The sequence below is a fragment of the Lentzea sokolovensis genome (genome assembly GCF_033949975.1).
GTDB classification, from domain to species: Bacteria; Actinomycetota; Actinomycetes; order Mycobacteriales; family Pseudonocardiaceae; genus Lentzea; species Lentzea sokolovensis.
In genome coordinates, this window is the sequence record NZ_JAXAVU010000010.1 from 664,454 (window position 1) to 681,202 (window position 16,749).

14 protein-coding genes are annotated in these 16,749 nt (G+C 68.9%); 1 reads left to right on the forward strand and 13 read right to left on the reverse strand.

Annotated elements, in window-relative coordinates:
• Positions 1-43 precede the first annotated feature (43 nt).
• A complete protein-coding gene (locus tag SK854_RS25170; RefSeq protein WP_319977563.1) occupies positions 44-919 on the reverse strand; it encodes an RNA polymerase sigma-70 factor in 876 nt (291 codons plus the stop codon).
• Positions 920-1,034: 115 nt separating this feature from the next.
• Between SK854_RS25170 and SK854_RS25175 the strand changes: the two genes are divergently transcribed.
• Positions 1,035-1,514: a carboxymuconolactone decarboxylase family protein gene (locus SK854_RS25175; RefSeq protein ID WP_319977564.1), complete on the forward strand. Its 480-nt coding sequence runs from the start codon at positions 1,035-1,037 to the stop codon at positions 1,512-1,514.
• Here SK854_RS25175 and SK854_RS25180 read toward each other — a convergent pair.
• From SK854_RS25180 to allB, 12 genes are all read right to left on the reverse strand, one after another.
• Complete coding sequence (locus SK854_RS25180) at positions 1,511-2,566, reverse strand: amidohydrolase family protein (RefSeq protein ID WP_319977862.1); 1,056 nt, start codon at positions 2,564-2,566, stop codon at positions 1,511-1,513. The two genes, SK854_RS25175 and SK854_RS25180, sit on opposite strands and share 4 nt — an antisense overlap.
• A 2-nt stretch (positions 2,567-2,568) precedes the next feature.
• Positions 2,569-4,134 (reverse strand): signal recognition particle protein, encoded by a 1,566-nt coding sequence (gene ffh, locus SK854_RS25185; RefSeq protein WP_319977565.1) that lies wholly within the window; start codon positions 4,132-4,134, stop codon positions 2,569-2,571.
• Positions 4,135-4,160: 26 nt separating this feature from the next.
• Positions 4,161-4,775 carry an HAD family hydrolase gene (locus SK854_RS25190; protein ID WP_319977566.1) on the reverse strand — a complete coding sequence of 205 codons (615 nt, stop codon included), beginning with the start codon at positions 4,773-4,775 and terminating at the stop codon, positions 4,161-4,163.
• Positions 4,772-5,332 (reverse strand): AAA family ATPase, encoded by a 561-nt coding sequence (locus tag SK854_RS25195; RefSeq protein ID WP_319977567.1) that lies wholly within the window; start codon positions 5,330-5,332, stop codon positions 4,772-4,774. The genes SK854_RS25190 and SK854_RS25195 overlap by 4 nt, the downstream gene beginning before the upstream one ends.
• Positions 5,333-5,401: 69 nt before the next feature.
• Positions 5,402-6,412, reverse strand: a complete 1,011-nt coding sequence (locus SK854_RS25200; RefSeq protein WP_319977568.1) for a hypothetical protein — start codon at positions 6,410-6,412, stop codon at positions 5,402-5,404.
• 281 nt (positions 6,413-6,693) lie between these two features.
• Entirely contained in the window at positions 6,694-9,018 is a 2,325-nt protein-coding gene (locus SK854_RS25205; RefSeq protein ID WP_319977569.1) for a [protein-PII] uridylyltransferase, read from the reverse strand.
• Between the two features lie 17 nt (positions 9,019-9,035).
• On the reverse strand, positions 9,036-9,374 hold the full coding sequence (locus tag SK854_RS25210) for a P-II family nitrogen regulator (protein WP_030479675.1): 339 nt from the start codon (positions 9,372-9,374) through the stop codon (positions 9,036-9,038).
• Positions 9,371-10,714 (reverse strand): ammonium transporter, encoded by a 1,344-nt coding sequence (locus SK854_RS25215; RefSeq protein ID WP_319977570.1) that lies wholly within the window; start codon positions 10,712-10,714, stop codon positions 9,371-9,373. The genes SK854_RS25210 and SK854_RS25215 overlap by 4 nt, the downstream gene beginning before the upstream one ends.
• Positions 10,715-10,970: 256 nt before the next feature.
• On the reverse strand, positions 10,971-12,749 hold the full coding sequence (locus SK854_RS25220; protein ID WP_319977571.1) for an FtsX-like permease family protein: 1,779 nt from the start codon (positions 12,747-12,749) through the stop codon (positions 10,971-10,973).
• Positions 12,750-12,803: 54 nt separating this feature from the next.
• Positions 12,804-14,339, reverse strand: coding sequence for an alpha/beta hydrolase (locus tag SK854_RS25225; protein WP_319977572.1), 1,536 nt, complete (start codon positions 14,337-14,339; stop codon positions 12,804-12,806).
• Between the two features lie 113 nt (positions 14,340-14,452).
• Positions 14,453-15,445: an allantoicase gene (gene alc / locus SK854_RS25230; RefSeq protein ID WP_319977573.1), complete on the reverse strand. Its 993-nt coding sequence runs from the start codon at positions 15,443-15,445 to the stop codon at positions 14,453-14,455.
• Entirely contained in the window at positions 15,442-16,746 is a 1,305-nt protein-coding gene (gene allB / locus SK854_RS25235; protein WP_319977574.1) for an allantoinase AllB, read from the reverse strand. The genes alc and allB overlap by 4 nt, the downstream gene beginning before the upstream one ends.
• Positions 16,747-16,749: the final 3 nt, after the last annotated feature.

Below are 16,749 nucleotides of genomic sequence, written 5' to 3' on the forward strand. Positions count from 1 at the left end.
TCGGCGAACAAAGGCTGCGACTAAACCCCTGCGCCGCTGATCATCAGCGCCGCAGCGTCGTCTCCTGCCCCATGTGCGAGAGCTTGGCCGGGTTGCGCACCGCGTACAGGCCGCTGATGCGGCCGTCCTCCACGCGCACCGCGATCACGGTGTCCAGTTCGCCGTCGAACCGCACGACCAGAGCCGGGTATCCGTTGACCTGGGCGGGTTCCATCGTCCATCCGGTGACCTTCAGCAGGCCGCCGAGCAGCATCCGCGCCACCTTCGAAGCACCCGTGACGGGACGCGGGACCGCCTGCTTCACGCCGCCGCCGTCGCCGAGGAACACGACGTCCGGTGCCAGCAGGTCCAGCAGGGCCTGGAGATCACCCGTTTCGGTGGCGCGCCGGAAGGCCGCCAGTGCCTCGCGGGACGCCGCCTGCGTCACGACCTCGCGCGGCCGGCGGGCGGCCACGTGCGAGCGGGCCCGGTGGGCGATCTGGCGGACGGCGGCCGGGTTCTTGTCGACGGCGGCGGCGATCTCGTCGTAGTCCAGGTCGAAGACCTCGCGCAGGACGAAGACCGCCCGCTCGGTCGGGGTGAGGGTTTCGAGGACCAGCATCACCGCCATCGAGACGCTGTCGGCCAGTTCGACGTCCTCGGCGACGTCCGGGGCAGTCAGCAACGGCTCCGGCAGCCAGGAGCCGACGTAGGACTCCTTGCGGCGGCCCAGGGTGCGCAGGCGGCCGAGGGCCTGGCGGGTGACGATCCGGACCAGGTAGGCGCGGTGGTTCTCGACGCAGCCGTGCTCCACGCCCGACCACTTCAGCCAGGTCTCCTGCAGCACGTCCTCGGCGTCGGCGGCCGAGCCGAGCATCTCGTAGGCGATCGTGAAGAGGAGGTTGCGGTGGCTGACGAACGTGTCGGTGGCGGCGTCCATGGACACAAGACACCAGCCGGCGGCCGTTTGTGACAGTGGGCTGGATCACAGTCACAGGATCGGGGGCAGCGGCATCTCGTGGTCGTCAAGCAAGTCCACGAGGGAGGAAACAGTCATGGAACCGCGCTTCAACCTCTTCGGCACCGAGACCGGCAGCAAGATCGCGAAGCGGTTCGCGGGCCTCGGGCAGGCCGTGCACCAGACGTCGCTGCCCACCATCACGGCGGAACTGGTCAGCCTCCGGGCGAGCCAGCTGAACGGCTGCGGCTTCTGCCTCGACATGCACGTCAAGGAGGCCATCGCGGCCGGCGAGGACCCGCTGCGCCTGCACCTGGTGGCCGGGTGGCGCGAGACCACGGTGTTCACCGAGGCCGAGCAGGCCGCGCTGGCGTTCACCGAGGAGGGCACCCTGCTCACCAGGGACGGCGTGAGCGACGAGACCTGGGAGAACGTCCGCAAGCACTTCGACGACGAGCAGGTCGCGGCGCTGATCTGCCTGCTCGGGCTGATCAACGCCGCCAACCGGATGGCCGTCATCACGCACCAGAAGGGCGGCTCGTACCAGATCGGTGCAATGGCCCAGTTCCAGGACTAGTGGATCCGGCCCCTGAGCATGATCATGCGCGGCGTCCGGAGGACCTCCAGGTTCTCCCGCGGGTCCTCGTCGTAGACGACGATGTCCGCGGCCGCGCCCTCGGTCAGCGACGGGAAGCCGAGCCACTCGCGAGCACCCCACGACGCGGCGCCGATGGCGTCCAGAGCGCTCATCCCCACGCCGTGCAGCGCGACGATCTCGTCGACGATGCGGCCGTGCTGGATGCCACCGCCCGCGTCGGTGCCCGCGTAGACCGGGACGCCCGCCTCGATCGCGGACGCCACGGTGGTGGAGACGCGTGCGTGCAGGTCACGCATGTGGTTCGCGTACTTGGGGTACTTGCCGGCCTTGTCCGCGATGCCGGGGAACGTCTCGATGTTGATCAGCGTGGGCACCAGCGCGGTGCCGCGCTCGGCCATCAGCGAGATCGTGTCGCCGGTCAGGCCGGTGCCGTGCTCGATGCAGTCGATGCCCGCGTTGATCAGGCCCGGCAGCGCGTCCTCTCCGAACACGTGGGCCGTGACCTTCGCGCCGGCGGCGTGGGCGACCTTGATGGCCTGGGCCAGCTCCTCGTCCGTCCACAGTGGAGCGAGATCGCCCTCGCCGCGGTCGATCCAGTCGCCGACGAGCTTGACCCAGCCGTCGCCGTACGCGGCCTGCTCGGCCACGGCCGTCGCCAGATCCGACTCGACCTCCACGCCGATGTGCGGGAGGTAGCGCTTCGGGCGGGCGATGTGCCGGCCGGACCGGATGATCCGCGGCAGGTCGAGGCGTTCCTGCAACGGCGTCGTGTCGATCGGTGAGCCGCAGTCGCGGATCAGCAACGTGCCCGCGGCGCGGTCCGTGAGCGCCTGCTCGACGGCTTCTGGCAGCTCGACGCCGCCCTGCGGGCCCAGGCCGACGTGGCAGTGCGCGTCGACCAGGCCCGGAACCAGGAACCCGCCGTCGACGACGGTCTGCGCGTTCGGCACCGGCTGGGTGCGGACACGGCCGTTGACGACCCACAGGTCCCGCGGCTCGCCGTCCGGCAGGACGACGCCGCGCAGGTGCATGGTCACTTCTTCTTGTCGTCCCCGTCGAACTTGAACTTCGTCGGGTCGAAACCGGGCGGAAGCTCGTTCAGGCCGCCCAGGTTCGGCAGGCCACCACCGGGAGGCATGCCCGGAATCCCGCCGGGAGGCATGCCCGGCATGCCACCGGGGAACATCCCGGGCGGGAAGCCGCCCTTGATCTTGGGGGGCGTCGGGCCGCGTCCGCCCTTGCCCTTCTTCCCCTTCTTGCCCTTGCGGGTCTTGCTGCCGCCACCGCCGCCGAAGCCCATCCGGCCGGCCATCGACGCCATCATCTTGCGGGCCTCGAAGAAGCGGTTGACCAGGTCGTTGACGTCGCTGACCTTGACGCCGGACCCGTTCGCGATGCGCAGCCGGCGGGAGCCGTTGATCAGCTTGGGGTCGTCGCGCTCGGCCGGGGTCATGCCGCGGATGATCGCCTGGATGCGGTCGAGGTGCTTCTCGTCCAGCATCCCGAGCTGGTCCTTCATCTGCCCGGCGCCGGGCAGCATGCCGAGCAGGTTCGCGATCGGGCCCATCTTGCGGATCGCGAGCATCTGCTCGAGGAAGTCCTCCAGCGTCAACTGGCCGGAGTGCAGCTTCGCCGCGGCCTTCTCGGCCTGATCCTGGTCGAAGTGCTGCTCGGCCTGCTCGATCAGGGTGAGGACGTCACCCATGCCGAGGATGCGCGACGCCATCCGGTCCGGGTGGAAGACGTCGAAGTCCTCGAGCTTCTCACCGTTGGACGCGAAGAGGATCGGCTGGCCGGTGACCTCGCGGACCGACAGCGCGGCACCACCGCGGGCGTCACCGTCGAGCTTGGTGAGCACGACACCGGTGAAGCCGACGCCGTCGCGGAACGCCGTGGCGGTGTTGATCGCGTCCTGACCGACCATCGCGTCGACCACGAACAGGATCTCGTCGGGGCTGACGGCGGCCCGGATGTCGATGGCCTGCTGCATCATCTCCTCGTCGACGCCCAGCCGGCCGGCCGTGTCGACGAGAACGATGTCGTGCTGCTTGGCCTTGGCCTCCGCGATGCCGAGGCGCGAGACCTCGACGGGGTTGCCCACGCCGTTGCCGGGCTCGGGAGCGAAGACGGGCACGCCCGCGCGCTCACCGACGACCTGGAGCTGCGTCACCGCGTTCGGGCGCTGCAGGTCGGCGGCGACGAGCAGCGGGGTGTGGCCCTGGCCCTTGAGCCATTTGGCCAGCTTGCCCGCGAGCGTCGTCTTACCGGCACCCTGCAGACCCGCCAGCATGATCACCGAAGGTGGGTTCTTCGCGAGGTTCAGCCGCCGCGTCTCGCCACCGAGGACGTTGACGAGCTCCTCGTTGACGATCTTCACGACCTGCTGCGCCGGGTTCAGCGCCTGGTGGACCTCGGCGCCCTTGGCGCGCTCCTTCACCTTCGCGATGAAGTTGCGCACAACGGGCAGCGCGACGTCGGCCTCGAGCAGGGCGACCCTGATCTCGCGGGCGGTCGCGTCGATGTCGGCGTCGCTGAGCCGGCCCTTGCCGCGAAGGCCCTGGAGAACCGTGGTCAGCCGGTCGGAAAGCGTGGAGAACACGTCGTCCAGACTAGCTAACCGAACGTTCACCCGATCCCGTGGCTCGCCAGGGCATCCAGGAGCACCGGCTCACGACGTCCGACCGGAGCAGTGGAGATCTGCGCGAACCGCAGCCCGGCCGACACCGCTGCTCCATCCGCCACCGGATCGTCGCCGACGTACAGGCACTCGGACGGCTCGACGTCGAGCCGGACGCAGGCGGCGTCGAAAGCGCGTGCGGACGGCTTCGAGACGCCGATCTCGTAGGACAAGGCGAAGGCGTCCACGGACAGCGACTCACGCGCGAACACGCGGCGGATGTCCCACGAGATGTTGCTCAGCACCCCGACCTTCAGCGGCTTCACGACGTTCAGGGCCGCGGCCGTGTCGGTGTAGGGCAGCCAGAACGCCGGGTTGTGCAGGCGCTGGAACAACTCGTCGGTCATCGTGAGCCCCGCCAGCCGGAACAGGGTCCAGTGGGCGGAACGGTTGGCCAGCGCCGTGAGGTCACGGGCGTCCCACACCGCGCGCTCGGCGGCGTTCATTCGCGCCACGAACGGCGCCGGGGCCCGCAGCACCGTGAGGTGCCGCGGCGAGAGCCATTGGTAGGTCGGGCGCCCGAAGAGGGTGCCTGCGAAGTCGAAGAGGACAGCCTTGATCACGACACCATGATGCGCAGACCACCCGACGTCCTCGCACGGGTGAGGAGCGTCACGCCGCTGAATCCGAACGGCACCCAACCAGCCTCGAACTGCGCGCGCATCGACGAACCGCGGCGGACGTGTCGCTCGAAAGCGTGAGTGCGGACGACGCGCTTTCGAGCGATCTGGCCGTCCAGGGCCTGGGCCGCCGAGGCGTCCAGCCACAGGAAGTGGCGGGAACGCCCCGACAGCAGTCCGGCGAGCACCAGCATGAAGCGCGTGCCGGGCCTGGTGGACGGCTCGTGCACCACCAGCAGGCCCGCGCAGAACATCGCTGCCCAGAACACGCGCAGCCGGTGCGTGAGGTGCACGAAGACGCGCCAGTACTTGTACGGGAGGGGTACGCGCGGTTCCAGCCACGAGCGCACCTGGTCGGAGTCGAGCACGGTGACCGGCTCGTCCGCGTCGAGGCGGGTGAGCAGCGTCGTCTTGCCCGCGCCGGGAATCCCGGCGAGGACTACGAGCGAGCGCGGGCGCACTCGGACGACTGCGGTCTGCGTGTTCAACACGGCGGTCATGTCCTAGAAGACGTCTTGACCATCCTTCTCGTTCAGTTTGGTCCGATTTCGGCTGAAATGCACGGGGGTTCAGCGCCAGACAACGGCGCGATAGGTGCCGTTGGCGAAGTTCGCGACACCGATGACCTGCCCGACATCGCTCAGTCCGCTCACGGAGTGACGTGCGGCACCCGGCAGCGTCGGCAGCAACGTCTGCGTGCCCGCCATGTCCCAGGTCGCCGCGGAGGTGCCGACGGTGCCCGCGACGAGCCAGGAGCTGTTCACCTCGGAAGCGGTCGACGGCGCGGATGCCAGCGTCTCCACCCCACCGCCGAAGACGTCCCAACGGGTCGCCTGGGACGACACGACGCCGACCGCCGCCCCGTTGTCGTTGATGTCGGACGGCCGCGCGCCGGCTCCCAGCTGGGTCTTGCCGCTGCGCAACCACAGCACGCCACCCGCGCTCGTGGTGCCGACCGCGTCGCCGAGTTGGTTGACCCCGGCGAACGTGCCCGTGTCGAGCACGGTCCGCACGCCAGAAGCGTTCCACCGGACCACGTCGGCACCACTGGTGCCGATGACCCAGTCGCCGTTGGTGATGCGCAACGCGCTGCCCGTGCCGAGGACCCTCGCCTCGCCCCACGACTCCCACCGCACCACCTGGCTGACGCCGTTGATCGTGGCGGTGCCGATGACGGTGCCGGAATCGTTGATGTCGTAGGCGACCGAACTCGTCGCCCCCGCGACGGCCAACTGGACCAGAGTCCCGGAGGAGTTCCACTTCACGGCCTGTGTCGCGCCCGCGGAGGTCACGGCATAACCGACGACGACGTTGTCGCGGCTGATGGCTGCCGCCCACGAGTCGAAGCCGAGGTCCGCGAGCTTCTTGATGCCGTCCCAACGGTCCCAGCGCACGGCGTGCTGCGAGGTGCCTGTGCCGTAGGAGACGCCGGCGATCGAGCCGGAGTCGTTGATGTCGATCGCCGTGCTCCGGAGATCACCCGGCAACGTGCCGAGGTCTTCCACGGCCAGCGGGGCCGCTTGAGCGGTGGCGGGAATGATCAGGGCCGCGACGACGGCGGCCACCATGGCGGTTCTCAACGTTCTTCCTCCCCAGTCAGAACAACGAGAACCTGACACTGCCCGGACGGCGCGAAGGTTGTCCAGGAAGCTGTCTCGTTGTCAGAACCGGGAAACAGCGGCGGTGGTGCGAGTGCGCGGTACCTCCCCCGGCGCCGTCACTCGTCACCACCACCCTCTGCCCGTCCGGGAAGCGATCCACCCCTCGAGGACGCTTTCCGGACACCACGAACACTGCCGTGTTTCGGAACCGCGCAGGAGCGTGAGCACCCGGAGAGGTTGTGCGTAGAGCTACTCAACCTCTACCTGGCCGCGTCGAGCACCGCCCGTTCGATCCGGCGCCGGTCGAGGTCGGAGCCCGCGATGCTGAACGAGTCGACGACCGTCGCGCCCAACGTGGACACGCGCGCCCACTGCACGTCGGCACCGCACTGCTCCAGCGCCCCTGCCACGCGGTGCAGCAGCCCGATCCGGTCGGCGGCCCGCAGTTCCAGCACCACCGCGCCGGTCGCCTCGTCGTCGAACCACAGCACCTTCGAGGGCGGCGGGTCGAGCGGCGGGCCGCCGTAGTCGCGTTCCTTCGCGGCGAGCTTGTCGGCCAACGGCAACGAACCGTCGATGGCCCTGGACAGCTGTTCGCGCAGCAGCGCCGCGTCCGGCAGCGAGCCGAACCGCGGTGACACCGTGAACGCGTCCACCGTCGCTCCGCCGTGCGAGTGCAACGTCGCCGCGTGGACCTCCAGCGAGTTCAACGCGAGCACGCCGGCGGCCTTGGACAGCAGTCCTGGACGGTCCGGCGCGATCACCGTCACGACCGCCGCGTGGTCCTGCTTCTCCAACAGCACGTCCGGTTTCCCCGACGCCGCAACGCGTTCCGCCATCGCCACGTGCACGGGGTCGAGCGGTTCCGGCTTGGGCAACGCCTCCCCCGCCATCGCCTTGCGGCAGCGGGAGACCAGGTCGGCCATCAGCGCGGCCTTCCAGTCCGTCCACACGCCGGGACCGGTCGCGATGGAGTCCGACTCCGCCAGCGCGTACAGCAGTTCCAGCAGAACCGCGTCGCCGCCGAGCGTCTCCACCACGCGGTGCACGGTCGCCTCGTCCTCGACGTCGCGCCGGGTCGCGGTGTGCGGCAACAGCAGGTGGTGGCGCACCATCATCGACAACGTCTCGACGTCCTGCGGCCACAGCCCGATCCGCTCGCCGATCTGGGTCGCCAGCGCGGCCCCGACCTCGGAGTGGTCCTGCTGCCGGCCCTTGCCGATGTCGTGGATCAACGCGCCCAGCAGCAACAGGTCGGGCCGCGACACCGTGGTCACCAGCCGGGCCGCGTGGGCGACGGTCTGCACCAGGTGCCGGTCGACCGTCCACACGTGCGCGGCGTCGCGCGGCGGCAGGTCCCGCACCGCACCCCACTCGGGGAACAGCCGGCCCCACAGGTCCGTGCGGTCCAACGCTTCCACGACGTCCACGAGCCCACTGCCGCTGCCCAGCAACGCCAGCAGCTCCTCGCGGGCCTCGCGCGGCCACGGCTGGCGCAGCTCCGGCGCCGAGTCCGCGAGCCGGGACAACGTTCCGGTCGCGATCGGATGCTTGCTGCGTGCCGCCGCCGTCGCGACGCGCAACAACAATGCCGGATCACGGCTGGGAATCGCGTCACGCGCGAGCGAGACTTCAGACCCGTGCAGCACAACGCCTTCATCCAACGGCCTGCGCGGCGGCTGTCCCCTCAGGAACGCGCCGAGACCACGCTTCGGGGCGGCCGCACGGGCGGTCCGCATAGCCACGTCGAACGCGTAGACGACAGTGCGTGCGGCGGAGGAAAGCGAACGGGCCAAAGCGAAGCGGTCGGTCAGACCGAGCGCGGACGCCACCTCGTCTCCGTCCTGCGCCCGCAGCACGTCACGAGGTTTCCGTGCGGCACGACGAAGTTCGGTGCGCACGTCCAGCAGCAGCTTGCGGGCTTCGTCGACGTCGGCGGACGGTCTGTCCACCACCTGCGCGACCGACAGGGCGTCCAGGATCGTGATGTCCCGCAATCCACCGCGGCCGTGCTTGAGGTCGGGTTCGACGCGGTGTGCGATCTCGCCGCTGCGGCCCCAGCGCTTCTGCGACGACTCGGCGATCTCGTCCAGCCGGTTGCGCACGTTCCCGCGCCACGCCTGCTTCGAACCTTCGGCGAGCTTCTGGGTGACCTCGGGGTCGCCCGAGATGTGGCGGATGTCCAGCAGTCCCAACGCGGTGCGCAGATCTCCCGCGGCGACCCTCAGGGCTTCACCGACCGTGCGGACCGAGTGGTCGAGCCCGATGCCGGAGTTCCACAGTGGATACCAAAGCTTTTCGGCTATCTCGTCGACGTTCTTGACGCCGTTGTGCACCAGGACCAGATCCAGGTCGGAATAGGGCACGAGCTCGCGCCGCCCCAGCCCGCCGACCGCCACGAGCGCGATACCCGATCCGGATATCCCCGCTCCCCCCGCATGTTTGGTCAACCAGAACTCGTGCAGGTCCACGAGTGCTTCGCGCAAAGGTTCGGCGGCCAAGCGACGACGACCTGGCACGAGCAGCCTTTCGCGTGCTCGCACCAGGTCGTCAGCCGTGACGACGGCCGTTTGGTTGTTCTCCACGGGCCGTCTCCTAGTTGTTAAAGCGCGTCCGATCCACGTTCGCCCGTGCGCACACGAACGACGGTTTCGACCGGAGTCACCCACACCTTGCCGTCGCCGATCTTGCCGGTGCGGGCGGCCTCGACCACCGCTTCCAGCACCTTCTCGACGGCGGTGTCGTCGATGACGACCTCGATCTTGATCTTGGGCACGAAGTCCACCGAGTACTCCGCACCGCGGTAGACCTCGGTGTGGCCCTTCTGACGCCCGTAGCCCTGCACTTCACTGACCGTCATGCCCAGCACCCCGAGCTGTTCGAGGGCGCCCTTCACGTCGTCCAGCGTGAACGGCTTGATGATCGCGGTGACCAGCTTCATTTCTTGTTGCTCCCCTCGAGAACCGCGGTCGCGCCCGCGGCCACGCTCGGCTTGCCGGTACCACGCGCGCTGGTGAGGCTGCCGTACTCGTAGGCGCGCTCAGCGTGCTCAGCCTCGTCGATGCTCGCGACCTCGGCCTCTTCCGACGCGCGGAAGCCGACGGTGAACTTCACCAGGTAACCGAGCGCGAGGCTCAGGACGAAGGAGTAACCGAGCACCGCGAACGCACCGACGGCCTGACGCCAGAGCTGGTCGACGCCGCCGCCGTAGAACAGACCGTTGATCTTGGCCGGGGCCGCCTCGCTGGCGAACAGGCCGATCAGGATCGTGCCGGACAGACCACCGACGAGGTGCACGCCGACGACGTCGAGCGAGTCGTCGAAGCCGAAGCGGTACTTGAGCGACACGGCCAGGGCGCAGAGGACACCGGTGATCGCACCGACCGCGATGGCACCGACCGGGGTGACCGACGAACAGGCGGGCGTGATCGCGACCAGGCCGGCGATGACACCGGACGCGGCACCCAGCGTGGTGGCCTTGCCGTCACGGATGCGTTCCGTGAGCATCCAGCCGAGCATCGCCGCGCAGGTGGCGACGAGCGTGTTGATGAACGTGACACCGGCGAGGCCGTTGGCACCGAGAGCCGAACCGGCGTTGAACCCGAACCAGCCGAACCACAGCAGACCGGCGCCGAGCACGACCAGCGGCAGGCTGTGCGGCTTCATCGGCTCCTTCGGCCAGCCGACGCGCTTGCCGAGCACGATCGCGAGAGCCAGACCAGCGGCACCGGCGTTGATGTGCACCGCCGTACCACCGGCGAAGTCGATCGCGAGGAGCTTGTTGGCGATCCAGCCACCGGGGTCGATGACGTTGCCGGCCTCGTCCTTGCCGTCGAAGTCGAACACCCAGTGCGCGACCGGGAAGTACACGATCGTCGCCCACAGGCCGGCGAACAGCAGCCACGGGCCGAAGCGGGCTCGGTCCGCGATCGCACCGGAGATCAGCGCGACCGTGATGATCGCGAACATCGCCTGGAACGCCACGAACACGGTGCTCGGGATCTTGCCCGCCAGCGAGTCGGCGCCCAGCAGCCCGTCAAGGCCGAAGAACTCGAACGGCTTGCCCAGCAGGCCTCCGCCGACGTCCGCGCCGAATGCCGTCGAGTACCCGAACAGCACCCAGAGGACACCGACCACGGCCATCGCGCCCAGGCTCATCATCATCATGTTGAGCACGCTCTTCGAACGGACCATGCCTCCGTAGAAGAAGGCAAGGCCCGGCGTCATCAGCAGCACCAATGCGGCGCTGGTGAGCACCCAGGCGGTGTCCCCTGTATCCACTTCGACCTCCACTGCACGTCGGTTGCAGGGAGCATCGAGAGGTCCTGTTTCACCCACCCACGCCCAACGTTTCGCGGAGGTGAACTGTCGACGTGGACGTGTTACGTCCACGTTTCGCGGCGTTCACGGACTCGATTCGGCCACCTCACGGCGTCGGGGTGATAACGAGAAGTAGTCGCGGGAAGTAGTCGGAGGCTCCCCTTCCGGGGCATCGCGACTGTGCGCGACGGGTCCGCCGGCCACTCCGAGTCCACGGTCATTCGCGGCGGACCGACTCCGGCCCGGTGCTCCGCCCCAGCAGTGCCAGCGGTGTCGAGGCGATCAGCAACGCCGCCACCAGCCCGCACGCGGCCACGACCGCGAACCCGAGCGTCGGCAACGGTCCCTTCGTCGCGACCAGCGTGAGCACGCCGAGCGCCACGCCGAGCCCGGTCATCGCCACCAGCGGCACACCCGTCTCCAGCAACACGACCCTGCGCAGCTGGCCGAGCGTCGTGCCGGACGCCCGCAGCAACGCGAACGACCGCCGCCGTTCGAGCACCCCTCCCACCGCCCCTGCCGCCAGACCGCACCCCGCGACCACCACCACGACGACAAGAGCGAAGTGGACGACGGACTCGACGTCGTCCCAGAGCCGTTGCTCGCGCAGCACGAACTCGCGGCGGGTGTTGATGATGGCTCGTGGTGCGGCGACGGCCTCGCGAGTGCGGATGCGTTCCTCGTCGGCCACCGTGCCGTCGCTGACGATCTGACGGTCGCGGCCGTCGAACACGGTCACGACGCCAGGCGGGGTGGCCGCGCCGGGCAGATCGCCGTACGCGCTGACCAGACCACTGAGGTAGGTAGCCGCGAAAGCCGCGAACACCAGCGCGCTCGCGGCCCGGAACGACGCCTTCGGGTCCTGCTCGATCCGGCGCGCGGCCAGCACCGTCGTGGCGTTGGAGGCGTGCGCGAGCAGCCGTCCGATCTGCAGGCACACCCAGGGCCCCACGATCGCCACGCCGACAACAGTCGCGATCCCGAACAACGGCGCCAGCTCGTCGAAACCGGCGGACGAGGTGTACGTGACCAGGAACAACCCGCCGAGGCCGAGCACCAGAGGCAGCACGCGCACCGCGGTCGGCGGCTTCGACGCGGCACGCCTGATGATCCCGAGCGGCCCGATGTCGACCCGGCGCAACGAGACCACGGAGACCACGACCGCGAGCAACGGCACGAGAGCCAGCACGGCCAACGGCGCGCGCACATCGGCGGCGTGGAACGGGAACCCCTCGTACGTCACGGAAGAAGCGAGCACTCGACGCAGGCCCTCATAGGCGAGCCACCCCGCGAACGTTCCCGCCACAGCCGCGATCCCGGTCTCGGCGGCCGCGATCAACGCCGTCTGCGATCGGGTGGCGCCGACCAGCCTCAACGCGGCCAGGCGGCGTTCCCGCTGGGCCGCGGCGATCCTGGTCGCCATCGCCACGAACACCGCGACCGGTACGAGCAGCAGCAACGCCGCGATCCCGAGAACGATCCGGGTGAACGCGAAGAACGCGTGGTCAGGCTCGGCAGCGATGCCGGACGCGGTGAACATGCCAGGTACCTGCCCGCCGACCACGGCGACGAGCTGCGCGGGATGGGCCAGCAGGTCCACCGGAATCGTGCCGACGACCACGCCCGGATAACGATCATCGAGTTGATCGTCCGGAGTGGACTCGAACAACCGCTGCATCGCCGGAGAGGCGACGACTTCACCGGGACGCGGCAACGGAAAGCCCGGCGAAGGCGAAGAGGGGCCAACGTCGGCGACGTGGATCCGCAGCATCTGCTCGCCGCGGAAGTAGTCGGTGACGGCCAGCCAGCCCACAGAGCCGGTGCCAGGCGTGTCCGCGCGCGTGTACTGCCACGCCGAACGGTCGGAACGGCCCTGCAACGCACCCTGGGCAGCGAGGCAGAGCATCAACACCGTGACACCAACGGCCACACCGGCTGCCGTGAACGCGAAACGCGCCCACGCACCCTTACCGCGAGGCCACCACAGGCCAGCCATGGCGCAGGACTATACCCCCGGGGTATACACCGGGGGTATAGCAGTTGACCAGCGTTAGCGAACCGAGAACGGGCCCGCCGGGATCCGCGGCTTCGCGGACATGATCGACGCCTCGGCCGGCGGCTCAACAGCGGCACACGACGTGCCACTGCGCGGCAGCTTCAGCGAGACCAGGTACTCGTTGTTGATCTTCAGGGTGCACTCGCTGCGGTCGTAGACGCCGTGGCCCCAGCCTTCGTAGGTCACGAAGACGGTGGTGTCACGGGTCTGACGGTGCGCGTTGACCGCCCACTCGTACGCCGTCGCCGGGTCGTGCTTGGCGTTGGTGAGCAGGATCTTCGGCGAGTTCTTGATCTTCAGCGTGCGCTGCGGGTTCGTGGCCTTCGGGAACCCGACACAGCCCATCATGGCGCCGTGGCCGAGCGACGAGCCACGCGTGTTCGGCGCGATCCGGTACTCGGACTTCACCAGCGACTGGTACTCGCCCCACGAGCTGACGCGGAGGTTGTAGTCGTTGCAGAAGATGCCCGGGAACGGGTTGTCGAACGTCTCCTCGGCGGCGAACGCCGAGAAGGCCGCCTTCGGGGCCTGCGCGCCGTCGATGATCTGCTTGATCTGGTCGGCGAAGCCCTTCCAGTTCGGCCCGTAGGCCATGCTGACCACGCCACCGCCGAGGTCCTCCGGCGTCAGCTTGGCGTTCGGGTCCCAGGGTGCGGGCACCTCGCCGCGCTCCGCCTTGGCCAGCAGGTCCTTCCAGATCTTGCGGAGGTCCTGGCCGTGGAACGGCGACGACGCGTCCCGGTCGTTCCACTTGATCCACTCGTTGAACGAGTCCTCGGCCGTGCGCGCCTCGGAGTCGAGGAACTGCTTGGTGCCGAGGCTGTGGTCCATGTTGGAGTCGATGATCATGGCGCGGATGTTCTTGCCGAACTTCTCCGCGTAGTGCTGGCCCATGATCGTGCCGTACGAGATGCCGTAGTAGTTGATCTTCTTCTCGCCCAGCGCGCGGCGGATGGAGTCGATGTCCTGCGCCACCTCCGCGGTCGAGGCGAAGTTGAAGATCGCGCCGCTCTGCTTGGCGCAGTCCTCGCGCAGCACCTTGTTGAACGTGACCAGCGCGTCGAACTCGGCCTTGGTCTTCGGGTAGCTCGACGGCGTCTTCTGCAGCAACTCCGCGGAGCACTTGATCGGCGCACTGCGCGCGACACCACGCGGGTCGAACCCGATGACGTCGAACTTGTCGATGATCTCCTTGCTGAAGTACTGGTCCGCGAACATCGAGAAGTCGACGCCCGAACCACCCGGTCCACCGGGGTTGATCACCATCGCGCCGATGCGCTTGGACGGGTCGGCCGCCTTGAGACGCGACACGGCCAGCTTGAACTTCTCACCGTTCGGCTTCGAGTAGTCGATCGGCAACTCGAGGAAGCCGCAGTCGACCGTCGGCTTCTCCTCGCACGGCTTCCAGTCGACCGCGCCGACCTGGTACTCCGGCTGCCCTTCCGGAGCCGCGATCGCGACCTGACTCGCTCCTAGAACCAATGCAGAACTGGCGATCGCGGCACCAAAGGCGCGCACCATCGGTTGCATGGAATTCCTCCCTGGATCCCCGAACTTGCGGGAGGAACGCTTCCACCGATCGTGTGACGCAGACAACCAACCTAGGTAGGGATCCGAATCAGACCGTGGTCGGACAACCACCGTCAGTTAGTCGTTTTGGCCCACATCTCCCGCAGATGCGCTAGACCGTCACTCGTAGGGGTGCCGAGGATTCGGAGGCGCGCCATTCCGCCGTCCGGATAGATGTCGAGCCGGACCGCCGTCGCCTCGGTCGCGTCCACGACGAACCGGTGCCGCGTGTCGGGCTGCAGCCGGGTGCGCGGGAGCAGGTCGAACCACGTGTCCGGGTCCGCGCGCTCGTCGCAGCCGCGGACGGACGCCCAGCCCGGCGCGTTGCCCTTGAAGTGGCTGGTGTCGAGCTCGACGAGCTGCACGGCACCGGGCGCGGCGAGCCTGAGCGACACCCAGTCGTTGCCGTCGTCACGCCGGCGCGCGGTCTCCCAGCCCTCCCCCATGACCGTGGCCTGACCAGGGGCGATGAGGTTGTTGGGCGAGCTGTAGAACATGTTGCTGCAGCCGGTGACGACGGCACCGTTCTCCAGCGCGGCGAGGTCGATGCCACCCACGAGCAGACGCGGGTCCGCGAGCGGTTCGCCGTGCACGCGCAACCGAGCCACACCGCCGTCCGGGTCGATGGTCAGCCGTACGTGCGTGACGCGACGTCCTTCGGTGACGTCGAAGTAGTGCTTCTCGTCGCCCTTCAGCGCGGTGCGTTCGACCAGCGGGAACCACTCGGTGATCTCGTCGGCGCCCGGATAGCCGTCGACCTGGGCGCCCTCGACCCAGCAGAACGGCGGGTAGTTGCCCTTGAAGAACGCCGTGTCGACCACGACGCCGCGCACGACGCCGGGCATGCCGAGCCTGACCACCGCCTGGTCCACGCCCTCCTCACGACGGCGGCGGGTCTCCCAGCCGTCGTAGACCTGGCCTTTGTGACCGAAGGTGTAGGTCTGGTAGACCGGCTCGGCGGGCTTGATCAGGTTCTCCCGCTCGGCGAACAGCTCGTCGTTCGCCCACACCACACCACCTCCGACCGCGCGCGAGGCGAGGTCGGGGAGCCGGGTCCACTCGGTCATGCTTCTCCTCTTCTGAGCAGCTTTCCTTTGGGCGAACTTGCCCTGGTCTGGCTGATTTCCTTGCCGCGCAACCACGTCTGCCGGACAACGCCGTTCAGCGTGCGGCCGTGGTACGGCGTGACCGGGTTGCGGTGGTGGAGCTTGTTCTTGTCCACCAGGAAGGTCTCGTCCGGTGCGAACACCACGAGGTCCGCGTCCTTGCCGACCTCGATGGCGCCCTTGGTCTCCAACCCGACCTGACGCGCCGGATGCGTCGCCATCCAGCGAACGACGTCCGTGAGCTGGAAGCCGCGCTGCCGTGCGCCCGTCCACACCGCCGGCAGACCGAGCTGCAACGACGCGATGCCACCCCACGCCGTCGCGAAGTCGCCTTCCTTCAGCTCCACCGTGCTCGGCGAGTGGTCGCTGACGACCAGGTCGATCACGCCGTCGCGCAGCCCCTGCCACAACGCCTCGCGGTTCTCCGCCTCGCGGATCGGCGGGCAGCACTTGAACTCCGTCTGGCCGTCGTGGATCTCCTCGGCGGTGAACGTGAGGTAGTGCGGGCAGGTCTCCGCGGTGATCCGCAGGCTCTCGCGCTTCGCGGCCTCCAGGATGGAGAGCGCGTCCGACGACGAGAGGTGCAGGACGTGCGTGCGGGCGCCGGTCCTGCGGGTCAGCTCCACGACGTCGCTGATCGCCTTGTTCTCGGCCTCGCGCGGCCGTGACGCCAGGAAGCCCGCGTAGTCCGGCTCCGAGTCACGAACCGTGTGCGCGTCCTCGGCGTGCACGATCGTCAACGCGTCGAGCGTGGCCAGCTGCCGCAGAGCCGCTTCGAGTTCAGCGGTCGTGACGGCCGGGAACTCGTCCACGCCCGAGTGCAGCAGGAAGCACTTGAAGCCGAAGACGCCGGCCTCGTGCAACGGCTTCAGGTCGGCGAGGTTGCCGGGGACGATGCCGCCCCAGAACCCGACGTCCACCGACACGGCCGCGGCGGCCTTGCGCTTGATCTCCAGCGCCGCCACCTCGACCGTCGGCGGGATGCTGTTGAGCGGCATGTCGATGATCGTCGTGACGCCACCGGCCGCGGCGGCCCTGGTCGCGGTCTCGAAGCCCTCCCAGTCGCTGCGGCCGGGGTCGTTGACGTGCACGTGCGTGTCGACCAGGCCTGGCAGCAACACCTCGTCGTCCGCCAGGTGCACGACGTTCGGCGAGTCGATGCGCGGTTCGACGGCCACGATCCGGCCGTCGGTCACACCGACGTCGCACGCGATCTCACCCTGCGGGGTCACGACCCTGCGGGCGCGGAAGACCAGGTCCATGGC